The organism is Nostoc parmelioides FACHB-3921 (genome assembly GCF_014696625.1).
Classification (GTDB): domain Bacteria; phylum Cyanobacteriota; class Cyanobacteriia; order Cyanobacteriales; family Nostocaceae; genus Trichormus; species Trichormus parmelioides.
In genome coordinates, this window is the sequence record NZ_JACJQL010000012.1 from 1 (window position 1) to 19,676 (window position 19,676).

The following is a 19,676-nucleotide window of genomic DNA, read 5'->3' on the forward strand; positions in this document are numbered from 1 at the left end:
CCGTGTCTCAGTCCCAGTGTGGCTGATCATCCTCTCAGACCAGCTACTGATCGTCGCCTTGGTGCGCTCTTACCACACCAACTAGCTAATCAGACGCGAGCTCATCTTCAGGCAATTAATCTTTCACCTTTCGGCACATCCGGTATTAGCCACCGTTTCCAGTGGTTGTCCCCGACCTGAAGCTAGATTCTCACGCGTTACTCACCCGTCCGCCACTAAATCCCTAAAGATTCCGTTCGACTTGCATGTGTTAAGCATACCGCCAGCGTTCATCCTGAGCCAGGATCAAACTCTCCGTTTTGAAGACATTTGTTTTTAGCTCTTCTTGACTGCTCTTTATCCACCTCAGCCTGGTGTTTTTTATTTTCTTGACGCAGGCTATTGTCGTATACTAGCTTTCAAACTATAATATTTTCAAGGTTCGGCTCCCTCCGAGCGGCGCTTCGTCGCGCCCCTCTCTCAGGCACTTATCCAATATATCTAACCTACTCTGCCTTGTCAACTACTTTCTCAAAAATTTTTTGCCACTTATTTTTTTCACCCTCCAACTCTCCACATACAAGCTTTTCAGGCACAGTGACACCAGCAAGAAAAAGGCGATGCAGTTCAAATAGGTTTCTTTCGATAGCATTTAATAGCATTCCCAAATTAAATGAGTCGTGACGCACTAATAAACGTCAATCAACTTCAATGCGAAGACTGATATTAATTTGAGGGTAATCTTTCTGTAACTTACCTGTATAAAAGCAACTACATCAACAAATTTTTGTCGTGGTCATGATGGTGACTGATTAAATACCCACTTTAACCATTGGCTAAAAGAACTGACTGCATTTAAACGGCGGACACCAGGCGCGCGGACTGCGGCAAGTCCGTCAAGGGCAACGAGAGCAGCATATTGTAAACCCAAAAAACTATCAACAGCTGCGTAAGGGCCGCCAAGAGTGATTGCCCCGGCTGCATACATTTGTCCCTTACTATGACGCATTTCTGCGATCTCAAAATCGTTTGTGACCGTTAAGCGTCCTAGATAATTTAAAGGTAGGTTGTATTGTTTTACTAGGTCTTCTAACAAAGGATTAGCTTGCACTTTGGCATCTAAACCAGTAGCGTCAACAATAAACTCAGCCTTCAGTTTCATTTCCCCAAAACCTTTTTCTTGGATTTTGGTGATAGTACGGTTTTGTGTATCCCTTTCTACTCCCAACACTTCGCCAAAAGTAATTTGATACCAACCTTCTCTTAACCCTTGTTCTGTAATGTGTTGCCAGTCTTGTCGGTCGGCGGTGGTTGTACCGCCCCAGTCTGTTAGTAAGCGTTTGCGCTCTTCTGGAGTGGCTTGTTCTAACATAACGCGGAGTTCACCACTCCAGCAGGCTTTTGGCCAGTTGAATGGTTGAAATTCGTAATGGTTTTTGACTAGACGTGTGGCTTTTTGAAATGTGTTGCCTTGGGGTTTAGGCGATCGCATCAAGTGCAAAACTGTAATGTGAGGATTTTTCTGTCTTGCTTCATAGATGCGTTGGACGATACGTGAAGCGACAATTCCGCGACCCCGAATCAGGACTGTACCACCTTGGCGTTCTAATTGCTCATATACATGATCGTGTGCTTCATAGGCATTGACGACAGATTTAAAATCTCGGTACTTCTCTCTATAAGCTTGCAAATCGGGGAGAAACTGAATTGCTGGATACCCTGTAGCTAAATGTAAATAACGACTAACCAAAAAAGCATGATTACCTTGCCCAAGAGAATAGGCTACACAATATCTCCCATCATCAGTTTTGCGAATTGATCTGACTCGCCCATAACGATAAATTTGATTCCAGTTAATCCGCTTGGCTTCTCTATCAATGGAATCAAAAACATTTCTTGCACGGGGAGTGTAAGTTTCGGCAAAGGTTGGTTCAGCGAATACTTGCCATAAATACTGTAATGCTGATTTTAAATGACCTTTAGTGCAGTCCTGCCAGGCTTCTCGCCAAGCATAACTAGGCCAACCCCAAATATTATCAGGACAAGAGTCAGAATTTGACCGCAATCTTTCGTGTAAAGGTATTTGGGAATTTAGGCAAAGGCGCTTATAACGGGCGTAAGGTTCTGCTTCTAATCCTATCGCTACAATTTTCTCCGCACGGACACCACTAATTCGCAATAAATCAGTCCAAATAAAGCTGCCTAATCCTCCACCAACTGCTAGGTAGTCACATTCATCTACGGGCAGACCTGTAGCGTGGAGTGCTTGTACAGGAACCTGTTCTGCTTGAAATACTGGTGGTGGAAAATTTTGTCCTAAAGGTAGGATAGGAGGGCTTGCTGGTAAGTTTGGATCAGGAAGATTGGTATTGGGATTGAATTGAATTAATGAAGGAGGATTGGTGATTGGCGCAGTGACATGAACTGTGAGTGTCACCATCATTATGTAGGGGCCAATTTGCAATGTATCACCGCTAGTCAGAATACTACGTTTTTGTTGCTGACCGTTGATGAATAGACCATTAACACTACCTTGGTCAATTACTATTATTTGGTTATTTTCCCAGATAATGAGAGCATGGTAACGAGAAACTTGATCACTGTTTAGCAACATTCTGGAAACACGCTTTCCATCCAATTCGGCAGGTAAACGCACGAATTCTCGACCAAAAGCAATAGGTACATCCAACTTTGGTTCTCGCCGTTCTCCAGTTGTGGGGTCTTCCCAACTCAATTGAATTTGTGGATTAGTCATTGGTCAGTTGTCAGTAGTTTTTTATCCCTGATATCTCCCATTGTCGATCTCGTCAATTTGGTGCTACTAATACGCTGACTGCTGCGGCTAAAGATGTGCCGCACCAAGGGCAGCCGACTGGCAAATTTTCTAGTGAAGATACGCGATGGCATTTTGGACACTCTAAACCGTACACGCCTTGTGGTGTAGCTAGATGATGATGTATCGGTGATGGTGATGGCTGTTGGCGTAGAGGGGGTGTAATTGGCTGAGGGCTGGCAATGGGTGGTTGCGGTAGGGATAAAATGGTGGCAGCGATGGTGTTAATAGTAATATTTGTGATGTGAATTTGAGCTTGACCTAAATAGATAATGCTGCCCTGATTTAAGGGTTTTTCACCTTGAATTAGTTGTTTTCCATCTACGAGTGGGGGATTTTGCGATCGCAAATTTCTGATATAAAAATTTTGCTGCTGAGAATGAAAAAATATTTCTACGTGCAGCCCCGATACCGTTGGGTTAGTTAAAACGATATCGCACCGGAGCGGATCTCGACCAATGCGGACAGTGCCAGGATTTTTACTTGGCTGTTGTTCGTAAATTTGCTGAGTTTTATTTTGACCACCGTCTTGCCACTGGAGAGTTAGTGCGTTCATTTTTCTAACTTGGGTAACTCTTGTTTAGCTACTTCAACTTCCTTCTGTGCGATTCCTAACATGAGTAACTAGTCGCAAGCAAGTTTTGAGAACAAACTTCAACAAATTTATATTGTGGCTTGATGACTTTATCTGTTGGATGCTAATTTATCAGCTACGCGAGTAGTTTCTGGTAGGCGGTATTTTGGTGTACATCGTAACACGTAGTCGATAGCGGTCGATAAACTGATTTTATGTCCACTGGAAACATACACAGGCTTTACCCCTACACGGGTTCGTAAAACTGCACCAATAATTTCACCTCTGTGTATGAGTGGTTGCCAACTGCCTTTGGTGTCTGCTAATTCTTCATGTTTACCAATTAATAGAGATTTGGCTACACCAATTGTTGGGATGTTCAGCAGTACTCCTAAGTGACTAGCTATACCTAATCTTCGAGGATGGGCGATGCCTTGTCCATCACACAAAATAATATCTGGTTTTGTTTGAATTTTTTCTAGAGCATCCAGTACTGCTGGTATCTCTCGGAAAGAGAGAAAACCAGGAATGTAGGGAAATGAGGTAGGACGGTATGCTAGGTTCGTTTCGATGACTTGTAAATCAGGAAAACTCAGTACCGCTACTGCGGCACGGCTAATTGTACCATCGGCTTCAAAACCCATATCAACACCAGCGACGTACTGCACAGGTTGTGTAAATTGGTCTTGTGTAATTACTTGATGTCTTAATTCTTCTTGAATAGTTATGGCTTCTTCCACCGTTAACGGCCAAGGATGAGGTTGGTAAATCTGCATATATAAAAATTGGTTGTAAATAATAATTTTAGCAATTTCAATAAATGTACGTAGCTATTTAAAACATTTGTGAAATTTTTAACTATTGTTGGTTACGTTAGTAAATAGGGAATCTTAAGAATAAAGAAATTATTGCTTAATTTTCGGCTGTACTTGCTTATGTCACAGGAAAAACTTGTAAAACTTGCTAAACGAGGCAATACTCAGGCGATCGCATTTTTGATGAATCGTCACCTAAAGCCCAAAGGCATCACAGCAAAAGTTCTCCTGAAAGATGCTTGCTTGCAGGTAATGCTAGAATCTGCCAAAGTTCCCAATCAACAATCCTTGGTTGCATTTGTACATAAAGGAATTACCAGTTTAGGTACTGGGTCTATTGAGCGAGTGAAAGTGTATGGACGACAAACTGGTGAAGAACTGCCAGCTTGGACTGAAGAATTTGAAATAGGGAAAATAGAACCAGTAGATGAGCCTCATATTGTCACTGTTTCTATTACTTTGAACGGTGATACGGAATGTGGATTAACGAGTCAAAATTTTGAAAGTATCGCTAATCAAATGACAAAGGATATTTTGTCATCTTGTAAAGATTATTTAGTTCAAAAAGTCAGTATCAGTAATGGCATATCTGTAATTACACAAGAACGCTAGTGTGTAAATATCTAACTCCTTTAATTCGACGTATTTTTTACATAATGCTTCAGTCACGTAGTGCTAAATTTTTATCTATTAATCGCGTCGTTAGACGCGATTAATGACTTCATATCAACCAGGAGGCCATGCCATTGGTCGCCCACCTAAAATATGTAAGTGCAGGTGATAAACTGTTTGCCCTCCATCATTGCCGTTATTGATGACAACGCGATAGCCATTTTCCAGTCCAGCTTGTTGAGCAACACGTTTGGCAGTTAATAAAAGATGTCCCAAAAGAGCGTGATCATGAGAATCTGCATCAGAAAGTTTGGCAAGGGGTTGTTTAGGAATGACCAGGATGTGTACTGGTGCTTGGGGATGCACATCTGTAAAAGCTAGGGCTAAATCGTCTTCATAGACGATATTGGCAGGAATTTCTCGACGAATAATTTTGCTGAAAATGGTATCTGTAGTTTCACTCATGCGGTTATAAGAACTCATCTGCTAGAGATTTTAAAGGGTTACTGTTCACATAAGAAAGATTTAGCCAATGCTTGCTAGAGTCTGGAGTGCATCAATTGTCGGCATCGATGCCGTGAAAGTAGGCGTAGAAGTCGATATATCGGGGGGTTTGCCGGGAATTGTGGTTTTGGGACTACCAGATTCAGCCGTTCAGGAATCAAAAGAGAGAGTCAAAGCAACTCTCAAAAATGCAGGTTTTGCCTTTCCGATGCGAAAAATTGTGATTAACTTGACTCCAGCAGACTTACGCAAGGAAGGGCCTTGTTTCGATTTGCCTATCAGTATAGGGATTTTAGCTGCTTCTGAACAGGTTAACCCTGATTTGTTGGGAGATTATCTTTTCTTGGGTGAAGTTTCTCTAGATGGTAGCTTACGTCCCGTAGCTGGTGTTTTGCCGATCGCTGCTACTGCGAAAAAAATGGGGATTACAGGCTTAGTAGTACCTGTGGATAATGCTCAAGAAGCTTCCGTGGTGGAGGGTTTAGCGGTGTATGGCTGCAAGAATGTGTCTGAGGTTGTCGATTTATTAAATCACCCTAGCAAGCATCAACCAGTAAAGTTAGAGGAATCACAAGAACTCACACCAGTATCTCATGCGATCGCCGACTTAAAGGACGTAAAAGGACAAGCTAATGGTCGTCGTGCTTTAGAAATTGCGGCGGCTGGCGGACATAATTTGATTTTTGTCGGCCCTCCAGGTAGTGGAAAAACCATGCTGGCAAGGCGCTTACCTGGGATATTACCACCCCTGAGTTTTGCTGAAGCCTTGGAAGTGACTCGCATTCACTCCGTGGCTGGGTTGTTGAAAAATCGTGGTTCCTTAGTGCGCGATCGCCCTTTTCGTAGTCCTCACCATTCAGCCTCCGGGCCTTCTCTTGTCGGTGGTGGTGGTTTTCCCCGTCCTGGTGAAATTTCTTTATCACACAGAGGGATTCTTTTCCTAGACGAGTTAACAGAGTTTAAACGTGATGTTTTAGAATTTCTCCGCCAGCCTTTAGAAGATGGTTATGTCACCATTTCTCGTACTAGACAATCTGTAATGTTCCCCGCACAGTTTACTTTGGTGGCGAGTACCAATCCCTGTCCTTGTGGTTATTACGGCGATACTATCCAACAGTGTACCTGTTCACCCAGACAACGAGAGCAGTATTGGGCGAAGCTTTCTGGCCCGTTGATGGATCGCATTGATTTGCAAGTAGCTGTCAATCGCTTAAAACCAGAAGAAATCACCCAACAGCCTACAGGAGAAGAGTCCGTTTCCGTGCGGGAAAGGGTACAAAAAGCACGCGATCGCGCCATTAATCGCTTTCAAAAAGAGCCTAATCTGCGTTGTAATGCCCAAATGCAGAGTCGTCATTTACAAACATGGTGCAAACTAGATGATGGTAGTCGCAGCTTATTAGAAGCGGCGATTAAAAAACTGGGTTTATCTGCCAGAGCAAGCGATCGCATTCTGAAAGTCTCTCGGACTATTGCAGATTTAGCAGATGAAGACGAGCTAAAACCTAATCATGTCGCAGAGGCGATTCAGTACCGCACTATAGATAGGATGCAGTAAAACTATCAGTTATGGTTGGGGACTGGGGATTGGGTGAAAAGCCTTTTTTTGTCTAGGTTGTATCATCTATTGATGTCTTAACATTACTGATGACGGCTATAGTTAAAATAATTTGAATCTTGTTAGTTGGGTTTTGATTGCTCCTGTGAGAATTTTATTTAGTTCTTTGCCGTCCCGAAATGGCAATATTTGTGGTGTGGGTAGATCGAAAGGAAATCTTGCCTCTCCTTGATTATCTGGACGTTGCAGATGTGCTAATAAGATTTGTTCTGTCCGCTTGCTTTGAATGGCATAGCCGATTTCTACACAAACATTAGGGCTAGGAATTAATTGTTGTACTTCTTGACTATCAATGCTAGCAATGGGTGTCGTGTCTGCAATGAACAATAAACTTTTACGTAATTTTCTCAATGTGGTGCGATTTAAACGTAAAGGCGCATCTTTGGGGCGAGATGATTCTACTAATGTGAGTGGGATACGCGATCGCAAATTTAATGTTTCTACACTCTTTCCCAGTCCTTCCCTGAGAATATCGCTAGCTTCGGCGTATTCAGTTTGAGAGGAAAAGAAAATCGTTGGTTCTAACTGAGCTAAAACGGTCTGCTTGGTGAAATAAATTTCGTGGCTAATTAAGTCTATGTTGGCTACACAGTAGCTACCGCTACCTTCAACATAAAATTCTACATTTTCTCCCTCCAGATACCGCCCAAACCAAGTGGAATGTTTAACCGCATCACTATCTTCTAAAAAGTCCGCACGTAATGCCGATCTCAGCAAGCTTTTTTTACTAAGACGAATATCTGGCAGCCGTTTTTCTAGTTCAGAAATTGGCTCATAATCCTGAAGATACCATGCTCTGAGCGCAATAATTGACATAAGGCGCTATGTTTAGTTGTCTAAAGGGTTTGTTGTATTGCGTATAAGTTTACACGGGGTTTTGAATATTTCTCTAATATTTACTAAGTGTTTACAAAAACTGTTCGTCGTCGAAGCAGAATCAGCAGGAGACAGCAAAAATCACAGCGCTTTGAGTAGAGTCTCTATTGCTTTTTGTTTTTGTGGGTCTACTCCCTGTGCATATTCCAGGGAAAAGGGAACGTTAATGTCGGGAGTAACACCTTTACCTTCTAATCTTTGATTACCATTGAGAAAAACATCTGCGACTGCTACGTAAAGCAAACTGCCATCCTGCATAATATAAGGACGACCAGCAACTACGGCTCCTGTTGTTTTAGTGCCAATGACTGGCCCAATGTGATTTTGTTGAAAGTTAAACGCCAGAATTTCCTTACTGCTGCGGCTTCCTTCGTTTACTAACATCACTACAGGTTTTTTCCATTGATAATTATAAGTATATCGGCGGCCGTTGCGTTGAACATGAGTGACACTGGGACTTTGTTCAGCCGTGAATATGTTGAGGTAACTAATATCTCCCCCTCCCCATCCATCTCGGAGATCCAAAATTAACCCATCGGCGTTTTTCAGGCGACCATAGATTAGCTCATTCTGAAGCTGTTGCTGATATGGATCAGCTGCATTTGACCAGATGTGGACGTAGCCAATTTTTTTATTTTGTTGTTCGAGGATCTGAATGCTAGCCATTTGAGATGCCAAAAACATTGTGCTGGCATCAAACATCTTTGGTACTATGGTAATCTCTTGGCGACTGCTTAATTGAGGCGATCGCTGGATTAACATTTTGACTGTTTGCCCTACTTTACCCGCAAAAGACCGTATGGGGTAATATTTATTACCATCTACACTAATAATCTGGTCACCTACTTTTAACCCAGCCTTGTCAGCAGGACTGTCATCTAAAATAGAGCTAATAAAAGTCTTATCATCAATATCTTTAGTAGATAAACCAATACCGGAATATTCAAATTTACCGTTAGGAAAAAACTTGTTTAATTCCTTGGGTAATTCCAGTCCATTACCATAAAAAATGCCTAAAAGTTGATAGTAAGCCAGATCATCTTGGGTATAGTAACGGGTGTGGGAAGTTTTGAGTTCAGACAACATTTGATTGAAAATAGGAGCAAATTCCTGTTCTGACTTCGCTTTTAATACTTCAGGTTTATACTTTTCTTTAATTATTTTCCAATCTACTCCATTCATTTTTGGGTCATAAAAATTATCATTTACTGTTTGCCAAACTTCCTCAAAAATTAGAGTTTCAGGTTTAGCTAGTAATGGCAAAAGTGGTGAATTTATCCAGAGAATAGGTAAAATACAAATACTTAAGCAAAGTGCCAGGAGGAAACGCTTGAATAGTGAAAATAGAGATTTTTTCATCTGAATTTTAACTGTTAATCGAGGATACTACAACAATTGATAGAAATCTTCCAATATGAGTTCCATTCCCAAATAAAAAATTTAATATACTTACTAACTAATAAATACCTGACAGCCTGTACTTTTCTTAAATGAATTAAGTGGTTAATTTAAAATATAATCATCCCATCTAGTTCTGACAACATTTGCTCAAGCATATCTTCCATCATTTCCTGTTGTAGAGAATATAAACTTTCTGGCCCATTAAGGAATTCTTTGATAGTTATTTTCTGCGCTTTAAAATTCTTGACAAAATCACGAATTTCTGTAACCAAGTTAATTTGAATCTCCATAGATTCCAACATTTGGGCAATAGGATCTATGCCTTGTTTTGCTGCTTTACGAGAATCGGCAACCATTGCACCTTCAGGTGTATTTTTTACTAGACGAAGTTCTTTTTTTAAATTTTCATATTGAGTTATCAAGATTTCATTTTGCTGTGCTAAAGTTTTACATTTTCTAGTTAAATCATCTTCACTATTATGATCAATAAGCTCCCCTACCTGATGCTTTTGCTCAATTTCTAGGAGTCTTGCTAAATCTCCTTCTTGGTAAGCTTTATTAATTTCCTTCATAATCTCTGTATGATTTATCTGCGTTTCACTATCTTTTACTTTATCAGGATGAAATATTTCGGCTAACCTCAAAAATGTCTGACGAATTTTTCTCGATTCATCTGTTCTATTTACAGATGAAAATCCTAATTCCGGCTGTGTTTGTCCACGTTGATGTTGGTGTGAATTATTTCCTTGAAAGAAATTATTTTCTTGCTGAGACTCATCAGAAGTCTCATCCAGTTCTAGTTCTGGCTGGTTACTCTCAAATTTTGGACTGATGATCCCAGCCATCTGAAGATTAAGATAAACTGCCTTTATTTTCTTCTCAGTTTGTTTACCAAATTTTCTAGTGGTAAAAATTTCTGCAAACAGAGTGTGGATTTCCTTGTCTAGCTCTGATATTTTGGTAAAGCCAGGACTGGCTCTATGAAATGTTTCTGTTGCTAAAGAACGCATCTGTTCAATAAAGTTCTTCAGTTCAGTACGCTTGCTTTTAATCTTTTTAAGTAAAGCTTTATGCTCCTTTTCTAGTCCTGCCAAGCGGATATGTAGCTGGGAAAGAGCTAATGGTGTTGTATGAAGGCTATGAGATGTAGATGAAGTTTTACGAGGCATAGGATATGCAGGTCAGTTTTAGGTTTTAAGGTGTCTGGCTTTTTGGGTTAATACCCATCGACTATACTTTTTAGATAATACATGATCTATAACAAAGAGTTACGGCAGAAGTATCTATGTTTAAGATATTTATCTACAATCGTTGTATAGTCAATTAATAATTGACTATTTGTATATTTATTTTAAAATGAGTTACTTTTGACAAAATTAATAATAAATATTGTATATGAAAATTACTTAATTATTTATGATACGGATGGGTCTATTATAGTTAATATTCTAATTAATTCAATATCTCTAACTTAGCTAGGATAGATATAATTTGACGATGTTATTTACTAATATTAATTTAATATTATAATTCGATTGAATTTCAGTCTATTTGAATAATCCCGCAGAAGGGTATTTCACATCTCTACTTATAGAAAGAGGCAAAATTACTGACAGTTATTTTAACATGAACTAAAGTTAGACTAATGGGAGTGCAATTATGCCTTATCAACAAATAAGTGAATTACCTCAAGAGATTAAAGAACAATTGCCAGAACACGCCCAACAGATTTTTTTCGCAGCTTTCAATGCAGCTCAAAGTGATGGATTAAGTGAAGAAGGTGCAGCTGATGTTGCTTGGAATAGTGTAAGAAATGAGTATAAACAAGGCAACAATGGTCAATGGCAAAAAAAAGCTGAAGACTCAGCAATACATCATAAATCTATCACAACAGGTGGTAACTAAACATAATTCGTAGTTTTTCTTAGTCTACGGTTATCCTAATGCCTTTGTATGGTTCGTGGTAGCGTAGTTTAGTAAAGACCAAAGCTAACGTAATTCGTAATTAATTTATTTATGGTTTTAGATTTTAACCAATGGAAGACCACTAATTTTATAATTCTGTGGGTCAAGCCTGAAGATTACGAATTACGATTTTTTGCTATGATGTTTCAAAAATGTGAACCTAGTATTCTTATCATAGAAGATACTGAATTAGACTATCAATTAATGTCAAAATAGTTGACTGGTTAACAAGTAATACAATTCTATGATGCAGAAATAATTCTTTTAGCTTAAAAGAGTTTATAGAAATCTACAAACCCATCATTATAGAAAATGAGCCAGCCAGTTAAGCCGTATTTTATTAGTTATAAAAATACGAAGATTGGCTATTCACAGTAATATTCAGTGTCCGAATTATCAGAGATAGATCAACAAAAATACTGTCTAGATAGTACAGATAAGGTCTACGATATTGATTTGTGATATTGATTTGTGTACGGGAGAACCCAATAATTGGGATCGCGAAACTGGTGCGGAAATATTAAGAATAGTTGTAAGCTATATTTTTGACGTATTCTTAGCTGCTCAGATTGTGATTGATCCCCTTGTTGGCAATATCCGTGCTATCCCGTGCTATGAGAAATGTGGGTTTGTAAAAGTCAAGTTATTACCTGCTCATGAACTGCGTGAAGGAAAGTACTCAGATTGCTGACTGATGGTCATATAAGGAAATAAATCATTACACTGAGAGTTAGTTGCCTCACTGGGATAGAATCTCCCATAGAATTTATGACCGAACAGACTAAGAGAATTGTAATTCTGGGTGGAGGCTTTGGCGGCCTCTATACAGCTTTAAGTCTAAGCCAATTACCTTGGGAAACTCAGCAAAAACCGGAAATTGTACTGGTAGATCAAAGCGATCGCTTTCTATTTTCCCCCTTATTGTACGAATTGCTTACAGGAGAACTGCAATCATGGGAAATTGCACCCCCTTTTATTGAACTTCTCGAAGGTACAGGTGTACGTTTTTATCAAGCAGTTGTGTCTGGTATTGATATCGACCAGCAACGAGTACATCTGCAAGATGGCCCAGAAATCCCTTATGATCGCTTAGTTTTAACACTGGGTGGCGAAACACCATTAGACTTAGTTCCTGGTGCCATATCCTACGCCTATCCTTTCCGTACTATTGCTGACACCTATCGCTTGGAAGAACGTCTGCGAGTTTTAGAAGAGTCAAATGCAGAAAAAATTCGTGTTGCAATTGTTGGTGCTGGTTATAGCGGTGTTGAGTTAGCTTGTAAGTTAGCAGATAGACTAGGGGAAAGAGGACGCTTCCGCCTGGTGGAGATTAGCGATCAAATTTTACGTACTTCCCCAGATTTTAACCGCGAGGCTGCCAAGAAAGCTTTGGATGCAAAAGGTGTGTTTATTGATTTAGAAACCAAAGTTGAATCAATAGGACAAAATACCATCTCCCTAGAGTACAAAAATCAAGTGGATACCATTCCCGTAGATTTGGTAATCTGGACTGTGGGTACAAGGGTGACAAACGTAGTGAAAAGTTTGCCTTTCAAACAGAACCAGCGTGGTCAAATTACCAATACACCAACTCTCCAAGTTCTTGACCATCCAGACATTTTCGCCCTGGGAGACTTAGCTGACTGTATTGACGCTGAAGGTCAGCAAGTACCCGCTACCGCACAAGCCGCTTTTCAACAAGCAGACTACGCCGCTTGGAATATTTGGGCTTCTCTGACTCAACGTCCCCTATTACCTTTCCGTTACCAGCAGTTAGGGGAGATGATGGCACTAGGTACAGATAATGCCACTCTTACAGGGTTAGGAGTGAAACTAGATGGTTCTTTGGCTTATGTTGCCCGCCGTCTCGCCTACTTGTATAGGTTACCAACATTAGATCATCAACTTAAAGTTGGCTTTAACTGGCTTGTACGTCCTATTATAGAAACAATTTACTCAGCAGTGGATGCTGTGAATGAAAAGGGTACTAAGTATTAGGAATTGCACTTCCTTGCTCGAACGCTTTCGCGCAGGGAAGCCAATGACTAACGACTAACATTCATAATTTGCAAGCAGTTTAATGGAAAGGCCTAAAGTTATTTTTGTGGATGCTGTGGGGACACTATTTGGCGTTAAGGGTAGTGTCGGAAAAGTTTACAGTCAAATAGCCCAGGAGTTTGGTGTAGAAGTTGCACCGGATATTGTGGATAAAGCATTTATTGAAAGTTTTAAAGCATCTCCGCCGCCTGTATTCCCTGATGCAGACACTGAAGACATACCACAACTTGAATTTGAGTGGTGGCGCAGAATTGCCCTGAATACTTTTGAAAGTGCTGGTGTTCTGCCCCAATTTGCTGATTTTTCCAGCTTTTTTGGCGAACTATATATTCACTTTGGCACTGCTGAACCTTGGGTGATATATCCTGATGTTGTGCAATCTTTAAGCAACTGGCAACATATAGGGATTGAATTGGGTGTTTTGTCTAATTTCGATTCGCGGTTGTACTCAGTTTTGCAAAGTTTAGGCTTGAGTCACTACTTTTCTTCGGTAACTATTTCCACTCAAGTAGGTGCTGCAAAGCCTGATCCCAAAATTTTTGCGATCGCTCTAGAAAAACACAATAGTTCTCCTGAAGAGGCATGGCACATTGGCGATAGCATTGAAGAAGATTATCAAGGCGCAAAAGCAGCCGGGTTAAGGGGTGTTTGGATTAATCGAGAGAAAGGTTAAAATATCTATTCTTAGGTAATTAATACCGCGAAAATATAACCTTGGTAATAATTATCTTTGATATATTGCCCAAATTCATGTGCTGAAATTTTGCTTCTTGATGCCGTTGTATTTTGTAGCCAGATTTATACAGCACCTAAAACTTTTGTAATTTTTCCATAACATTCAAAACCCATAGATGCCAGTGAAGAATTCTATGTGTTAGCTCTTACTAATTATCTATAGGAATCCGATTTTATTCCTGAATCATCTGATTTTATATATTATAGCTGGGGACTGGGGACTGAGTGGAAAGTCTCTCTGTATATATGTTGTATCATCTATTGATACCCTAACACTACTGGCGACGGCTATAATAAAAAGCTTTCGAGTCTGTTTACAGTTAACAGATATAACTGAAAAATAAGAGTATAAAAAGACCGGATAAATACTTTAAAAAATGTATTTATCCGCTCAAGTTCAACTATGGCAAGTATGCAAAAATCCACCAAAGTTATTTCTATAGGAAATATTTAAGTCCGATTACCGTGATTCAGTCCCTTGATTGGGGCTACCTGCAACATCATCTTCACCCGGTGATTCTGGTTTAGCACTTTCTCTCGCGTTAGATTCAGCAGCAGTGCCAGTTTTACGAATCTCTTCATTGAGGGGAGTTTGGTAGCCACCAGAAGCTGTAGTATCTTGACTCTTAGACTTTGCTTTTTTCTCTTCAGACATAATTCAATACTCCTTTGTTTATTCTTGCCCATCATTTTAGTAGAACAATATTGGTGATTTTATCTATCTAAAATCTAGTAATTTCTCTTTTGTGCCTCTATCGGAAGTATTGTTTAGGATTTCTGATGTATTTTTAACTAAACCCTCAAAATGGGCATTTACTACAAAGTATATAGGAATCGTACTTGCATCTTGCTAAGTATATTGAGAAATAAACCTTTGTATGGCAAGCTTCTAGCCCATTTGGTTCTTCAGAAATCAAATATGAGTCCTATGTAAAAATCGAAATAGGATTTTTACAAGTGTTTAGAAAATATTTTGCAAATGATATTAGAAATCAATTTTGCCAAATATCCAAATATTATAATAGTTGCCGCTTATCTATCTTGAGGCGGTAGACAAACAATATAACCTTCCATAGAATTAAATATAACATTTGTCTAACAAATAGAAGCTTAACAATATTTCAAGTAGTAATTAAATATGGCTTTCAGAAATCCAAGATAACTTGGGCTTTCTTAATTAGCCATCATTAATTATTGATAAAAAAGTTAACTGTTTAATTCCCTATGAAAATTTCCCAACTTCGCGCTGTAGTTGCAGTAGCAGAGCATGGTAATTTTAGTGAAGCAGCTTTAGAATTACATCTGACACAGCCGGCGGTTAGTCATGCGATCGCCACTTTAGAAGAAGAATTGGGTATACTTTTATTTGCCAGAGGTCGTCATGGCGCTGTATTAACACCAGTTGGAGAGCGAATTTTACATCATATTCGCCAAGTAATGCAGCATTTAGAAATGCTACAGGAAGAAGCCAACATCCACAAAGGTCTACATGGTGTCACCTTACTTGGGAAGATATCACTAGATACTCACCAGTAATAGTGTCTCATTCAAAGCCTCAAACAATTAGCACTTGTGATCATTACTACCAGTCATATTGCAGAATAATCAATAATTGTTAACATGGTTCAACAGGGATTAACAGCCGCAATCATTCCTCGTTTAGCGGCAGTAAAAATTCCTTCAATAGTGTGAGTTTATAGTTTACAAAAACCTTTAGAAAGAGCAATTGAGCTAGATAATCTGCTTTACTCTCTCCATATCTTGACTGTATTTAAATTATTACAAATACTCAAGGATTTTGACCTTTTTACTTTAGTCAAATGTAATTTTTAATTTGTATTTAAAAAATATAAATCACTCTTTAAGAGGTTGTTTTAAGAGTGGTAGAATGTGATTTTAATAACTTGCTTATCCCCCTAACCCCCCTTAGAGGGTGATTTTGACATTAGTTATGTAGTATTTTTGTGTTATTCGTACTTATGGAATTATCCAATGACACATATCCTCCAGCAAGTTTTTAGGATGAAAAAACTCCTCATCCGGCTAATATTGCCTTTTTTGACTATTATTCTCGCTGCATCGCTATCTAGCGCCCCTGCACTAGCTTCGGGAGTGTATCAAATACCAAACCTAACAGCAGGTGATTCTACATGGGTGCTAGACCAAGGCGATGTAATTAGCCGAATCAATGAAGGTACAATTAGCAGCAGCTTAGAGAACTTAGCAAAACAAACAGGTAAGGAAGTCAGATTTGTGACGATCCATCGCCTAGACTATGGGGAAACGCCCGAAAGCTTTGGTCAAGCACTGTTTGAAAAATGGTTTCCCAGCAAAGAAGCCCAAGCAAATCAAATTTTGTTAGTACTGGATACCGTGACTAACGGTACTGCCATTATTACTGGAGATGAAGTCAAGCCTTTACTCACAGATACCATTGCCAACAGTGTGGCTGAGGAAACCTTGGCTGCACCCTTGCGAGATGGTAATAAATATAATCAGGCATTTTTAGATGCTAGCGATCGCCTAGTTGCTGTTCTCTCAGGTCAACCTGATCCTGGCCCCCCACAAATCGTTGACACAGTACAAGTAGAAGGCACATTCAAAAAAGCCGGAGAAACCGATAAAGGTAACGCCACTGCTTGGGTAGTAGGACTTTTGATTGCTGCTACCATCATCCCAATGGCAACCTACTACATCTACCTAGCCGTTCAACCATCATCTGAAGGCTAGGTTTAGGAGATAGGGAGTAGAGAGTAGGGGAAGAATAATGTTTTAATCCCTACCTAAGCGAATGCGCGCCTAAATTGCATAATTACTGATAGGGGCTGTTGACTGTTAACGGTCAACGGTCAACAGTCTTCTCGATGGATTATGCAACTTAAAAGCAGAATAGCTTATCACTCCTTACTCCCTACTTAATCTTGCACGTACTCTTGCCCAGCTACCAAAGCGACTTCAGCACGAACAAATTCACGACCTAAATAAGCCGCATGATCCAACATAGTTACGGGACAGGGCTGAGTTTCTTCAAAAATTTTGACACAAAGTTCCTTGGCTGTTCTTCCGGCGAAAACAGTGGTGTAAGTTCTTTCCACCTTTCCTCTAGCAGGAATTACTTTACCTGTTTCTGGGTCTACTGCTAAACCACGTTCGTCAATGATATTTGTAAAATGCTTGGCATAAATCAAGCCAGCAGTTTTATCTATATAGATAATGAAGTATCCGTTCGGGTCAAGGTCAATATGACGCTGAGAAAGTTTATTATCAATGGCAGCTAAATCTTCAACTATCAAATCCATAAGCTTTAAAAATTAAATTTCTTTATTCAGGGATTTTACACTCCATATCAAGTGTAAATCTTTATTAGTTACCTGTTACCTGCAATCATCAATATTCAGAGGTAGGGAATGGGAAGAACTAGGGGAGATGGGCAAGCGGGGGAAGAAAAAAAGAATAACTATGAACTATGAACCAATGACAACTAACAACTTACTAATGACTATTTACTGTTGACTAAAAGGTAACTCTGCATTGATAGCTGCAATTTCCTGCTCTTCTAATTGATTCACTTCACTAATGTAGGGACGTAAAATTTGTCCTAGACGATTATTATAAAAGCGATGGAGACTGTAATTAGGTGCAGCCGGAAAACCGCGACGTTTTTTATGTCTTCCGCCAGCGCCAGGATCAAAGCTTTGAATACCATTAGCGATCGCCCACTCAATCGGTGCATAATAGCAAGCATCAAAATGTAAGCAATCGATTTCTTGAAAACTGCCCCAATAACGACCATATAGGCGATCGTCTTTAAATAAACAAAAAGACATACCTAGAGGCTGGCGGGGATCTTGCTCATGATAAGCAGGGAAAAACACGACTCGATGACGATAGTTATGGTGTAACTGCTCAAAAAATTGCTTTGTTAAATATTTGCTGCCCCACCAACCAAACTTGTCACAAGTATCAGCATAAAAATGATACATCAAGGGAAATAAAGACTTAGGGATGTCATCACCAGTCACGGCTTGCAGTTGTAAACCCGCCTTTGCCACAGCTTTACGTTCGCGCTTAATATTACGACGCTGATTAGCATTGAACACCATCAAGTAATCATCAAAATTCTGAAAACCTGAATTTTCCCAAATAAAACTATGGTGCAACCAAGCTGTAAACCCTTGTTTTTCTAATACTGGTTGCCATTGGGGATCAACATAAAGAAAATGGCAACTAGAAATATTATGTTTGACACAAAAAGAGTCGATTTCATGCACCATCATGGCAGTAATCTCCTCTTCATCTTCCCCATCGGCAATTAAAAACCGATAACCTTCGGCTGGGGTGAATGGTGTCATACCCAAAAGTTTGGGATAATACTGCACCCCAATACGTTCTGCCAACTCTGCCCACTGGTGATCAAAAACAAATTCACCATAGCTATGTCCTTTAATATACAGTGGAGCCACAGCAATCAATGTTCTATCTCGCCACAGGGTCAAGTGATTTGGTAACCAACCAGTTTTAGCTGTAGCACTGTGAGAAGTTTCCAAATTATTCAGCCAATCCCACTCCAAAAAAGGAGTTTTGAGTGGTAAGGCTAAAGCATCCCAAGCATCTTGGGGTACTTCAGCGATTTTGTTAATCCAAACGCTGGAATAGCGAGGCTTGAGTTGTTCAACCATATTTAGGGACTGGGGATTGGGGACAAAAAAGTAAAAAGTAAAAAGGTAAAAAATTTAATTGATCTAGCGTTGTAGCTGATAGTGGAGAAAAACTTCATCTTCCACTTTTTTAACTTCCAGAAGTTGAAGATGGGGGGCTAGTTGTGATGTGAATCCTCTACCATCGATGGGTGTGGGTGCGGTCACACCGCCTAAGATTAATGGACAGACGGTAAGCCAAAATTCATCTATTAAATCCAATTCCAGCATAGAAGCTATTAATGCTCCCCCGCCTAATACTAACAATCGTGCTATTTGTAGTGATGTTAGTTGCTCTACGGCTGCGATAGTATCGATTTCTCCCGTTGGAGTTTCAAAAACCAGAATGCGCTCAAATTCTGAGCGTCCTTGCCAAAAATTCTTGCCTAAGGTTGTTGTAACTAACCAACGCCTAATTGGCTGCTGAAAAAACCTAATTTCCGGATTGAGGTTGGCAGAATGTGTAATCACTATATGAATCGGTTGGTCAGGCTTGCCTTGCTGTTGGCGTTGTTGCAGCAGAACCGTATCAGATACGGTCAGTGTTGTACCATAAGCTCGGAGAGTGCCAGCACCTATTAAAACGGCATCAGAGGCAGCAATTTGTTGTTCCAGGTGTGTTTTATCGACACTGGTACCAAATCTAGCAGGCGATCGCCTAAAATCTGCTATCTTGCCATCTGCACTCATTGCCAAAACTACTGTGGTATGAGGACGGTGTTGCACCATAAGGTTGGTTTGATAGTCGGAAATGATGCCAGAAACAAAAGTATCATAACTTTACATAAACGCTTAAATAATCTATAAGCTGTTTAAATTTTGCAGCGTCCCTTCCTGGTTCAGCGCAAGCTCAGGGATTTCCACAACATAAATTATTCAATCATGTTTTCTCTCCCCCCTCTGCTCCCCGCGCCCTGTCCCCTACCTGCATAAAGTCGGCATAAGATTGAGATATTTTTGAATAGGAAGTCTCTTACCCATAGGATATTTTGTCACTTGGTACTGAATC

Annotated in this window: 20 protein-coding genes and 1 rRNA gene; 8 read left to right on the forward strand and 13 right to left on the reverse strand. The window is 39.9% G+C overall.

Going from position 1 to position 19,676, the window contains the following annotated elements:
* From H6G14_RS10425 to nfi, 5 genes are all read right to left on the reverse strand, one after another.
* A 16S ribosomal RNA gene (locus H6G14_RS10425) occupies window positions 1-301 on the reverse strand; the annotation flags it as partial.
* 184 nt (window positions 302-485) lie between these two features.
* Window positions 486-641: a hypothetical protein gene (locus H6G14_RS10430; RefSeq protein ID WP_190567372.1), complete on the reverse strand. Its 156-nt coding sequence runs from the start codon at window positions 639-641 to the stop codon at window positions 486-488.
* Window positions 642-775: 134 nt separating this feature from the next.
* Window positions 776-2,734, reverse strand: a complete 1,959-nt coding sequence (locus H6G14_RS10435; protein ID WP_190567373.1) for an FHA domain-containing protein — start codon at window positions 2,732-2,734, stop codon at window positions 776-778.
* A gap of 52 nt (window positions 2,735-2,786) precedes the next feature.
* Window positions 2,787-3,368: an FHA domain-containing protein gene (locus H6G14_RS10440; protein WP_190567374.1), complete on the reverse strand. Its 582-nt coding sequence runs from the start codon at window positions 3,366-3,368 to the stop codon at window positions 2,787-2,789.
* Between the two features lie 128 nt (window positions 3,369-3,496).
* Window positions 3,497-4,162, reverse strand: a complete 666-nt coding sequence (gene nfi / locus H6G14_RS10445) for a deoxyribonuclease V (RefSeq protein WP_190567375.1) — start codon at window positions 4,160-4,162, stop codon at window positions 3,497-3,499.
* Window positions 4,163-4,321: 159 nt separating this feature from the next.
* On the opposite strand from nfi, the gene H6G14_RS10450 reads away from it, so the two are divergent.
* A complete protein-coding gene (locus H6G14_RS10450) occupies window positions 4,322-4,813 on the forward strand; it encodes a hypothetical protein (RefSeq protein WP_190567376.1) in 492 nt (163 codons plus the stop codon).
* A 114-nt stretch (window positions 4,814-4,927) separates the two neighbouring features.
* Here H6G14_RS10450 and H6G14_RS10455 read toward each other — a convergent pair whose 3' ends face one another.
* Window positions 4,928-5,278 carry a histidine triad nucleotide-binding protein gene (locus H6G14_RS10455; RefSeq protein WP_190567486.1) on the reverse strand — a complete coding sequence of 117 codons (351 nt, stop codon included), beginning with the start codon at window positions 5,276-5,278 and terminating at the stop codon, window positions 4,928-4,930.
* 67 nt (window positions 5,279-5,345) lie between these two features.
* Between H6G14_RS10455 and H6G14_RS10460 the strand changes: the two genes are divergently transcribed.
* Window positions 5,346-6,875, forward strand: a complete 1,530-nt coding sequence (locus H6G14_RS10460; RefSeq protein WP_190567377.1) for a YifB family Mg chelatase-like AAA ATPase — start codon at window positions 5,346-5,348, stop codon at window positions 6,873-6,875.
* A gap of 102 nt (window positions 6,876-6,977) precedes the next feature.
* On the opposite strand, the gene H6G14_RS10465 is transcribed toward H6G14_RS10460, so the two are convergent.
* From H6G14_RS10465 to H6G14_RS10475, 3 genes are all read right to left on the reverse strand, one after another.
* Window positions 6,978-7,751: a hypothetical protein gene (locus H6G14_RS10465; RefSeq protein WP_190567378.1), complete on the reverse strand. Its 774-nt coding sequence runs from the start codon at window positions 7,749-7,751 to the stop codon at window positions 6,978-6,980.
* Window positions 7,752-7,892: 141 nt separating this feature from the next.
* Window positions 7,893-9,170, reverse strand: a complete 1,278-nt coding sequence (locus H6G14_RS10470) for a S41 family peptidase (protein WP_190567379.1) — start codon at window positions 9,168-9,170, stop codon at window positions 7,893-7,895.
* A gap of 149 nt (window positions 9,171-9,319) precedes the next feature.
* Window positions 9,320-10,381 (reverse strand): J domain-containing protein, encoded by a 1,062-nt coding sequence (locus H6G14_RS10475; protein ID WP_190567380.1) that lies wholly within the window; start codon window positions 10,379-10,381, stop codon window positions 9,320-9,322.
* Between the two features lie 490 nt (window positions 10,382-10,871).
* On the opposite strand from H6G14_RS10475, the gene H6G14_RS10480 reads away from it, so the two are divergent.
* The 4 genes from H6G14_RS10480 to H6G14_RS10495 all read left to right on the forward strand — a co-directional run bounded on the left by H6G14_RS10480 (window position 10,872) and on the right by H6G14_RS10495 (window position 13,908).
* The gene (locus H6G14_RS10480; protein WP_190567381.1) at window positions 10,872-11,117 is read left to right on the forward strand and encodes a ChaB family protein; all 246 of its coding nucleotides are present in this window, start codon (window positions 10,872-10,874) and stop codon (window positions 11,115-11,117) included.
* A 529-nt stretch (window positions 11,118-11,646) separates the two neighbouring features.
* The gene (locus H6G14_RS33545; protein ID WP_242053406.1) at window positions 11,647-11,868 is read left to right on the forward strand and encodes a GNAT family N-acetyltransferase; all 222 of its coding nucleotides are present in this window, start codon (window positions 11,647-11,649) and stop codon (window positions 11,866-11,868) included.
* Window positions 11,869-11,945: 77 nt separating this feature from the next.
* Window positions 11,946-13,175, forward strand: a complete 1,230-nt coding sequence (locus H6G14_RS10490) for an NAD(P)/FAD-dependent oxidoreductase (RefSeq protein ID WP_190567382.1) — start codon at window positions 11,946-11,948, stop codon at window positions 13,173-13,175.
* A gap of 82 nt (window positions 13,176-13,257) precedes the next feature.
* A complete protein-coding gene (locus H6G14_RS10495; RefSeq protein WP_190567383.1) occupies window positions 13,258-13,908 on the forward strand; it encodes an HAD-IA family hydrolase in 651 nt (216 codons plus the stop codon).
* Between the two features lie 522 nt (window positions 13,909-14,430).
* Here the strand turns inward: H6G14_RS10495 and H6G14_RS10500 are convergent.
* Window positions 14,431-14,625, reverse strand: coding sequence for a hypothetical protein (locus H6G14_RS10500; protein WP_190567384.1), 195 nt, complete (start codon window positions 14,623-14,625; stop codon window positions 14,431-14,433).
* A 569-nt stretch (window positions 14,626-15,194) separates the two neighbouring features.
* Here H6G14_RS10500 and H6G14_RS33550 point away from each other — a divergent pair.
* The gene (locus tag H6G14_RS33550; protein ID WP_242053403.1) at window positions 15,195-15,506 is read left to right on the forward strand and encodes a LysR family transcriptional regulator; all 312 of its coding nucleotides are present in this window, start codon (window positions 15,195-15,197) and stop codon (window positions 15,504-15,506) included.
* A gap of 456 nt (window positions 15,507-15,962) precedes the next feature.
* Complete coding sequence (psb32, locus tag H6G14_RS10510) at window positions 15,963-16,700, forward strand: photosystem II repair protein Psb32 (RefSeq protein ID WP_190567385.1); 738 nt, start codon at window positions 15,963-15,965, stop codon at window positions 16,698-16,700.
* 185 nt (window positions 16,701-16,885) lie between these two features.
* Here the strand turns inward: psb32 and H6G14_RS10515 are convergent, their stop codons facing one another.
* The 3 genes from H6G14_RS10515 to H6G14_RS10525 form a co-directional block, all read right to left on the reverse strand.
* Window positions 16,886-17,269 (reverse strand): DUF4346 domain-containing protein, encoded by a 384-nt coding sequence (locus H6G14_RS10515; protein ID WP_010998241.1) that lies wholly within the window; start codon window positions 17,267-17,269, stop codon window positions 16,886-16,888.
* Between the two features lie 204 nt (window positions 17,270-17,473).
* Complete coding sequence (locus H6G14_RS10520) at window positions 17,474-18,649, reverse strand: GNAT family N-acetyltransferase (protein ID WP_190567386.1); 1,176 nt, start codon at window positions 18,647-18,649, stop codon at window positions 17,474-17,476.
* A gap of 63 nt (window positions 18,650-18,712) precedes the next feature.
* Window positions 18,713-19,396, reverse strand: a complete 684-nt coding sequence (locus H6G14_RS10525; RefSeq protein ID WP_190567387.1) for a RibD family protein — start codon at window positions 19,394-19,396, stop codon at window positions 18,713-18,715.
* Window positions 19,397-19,676: the final 280 nt, after the last annotated feature.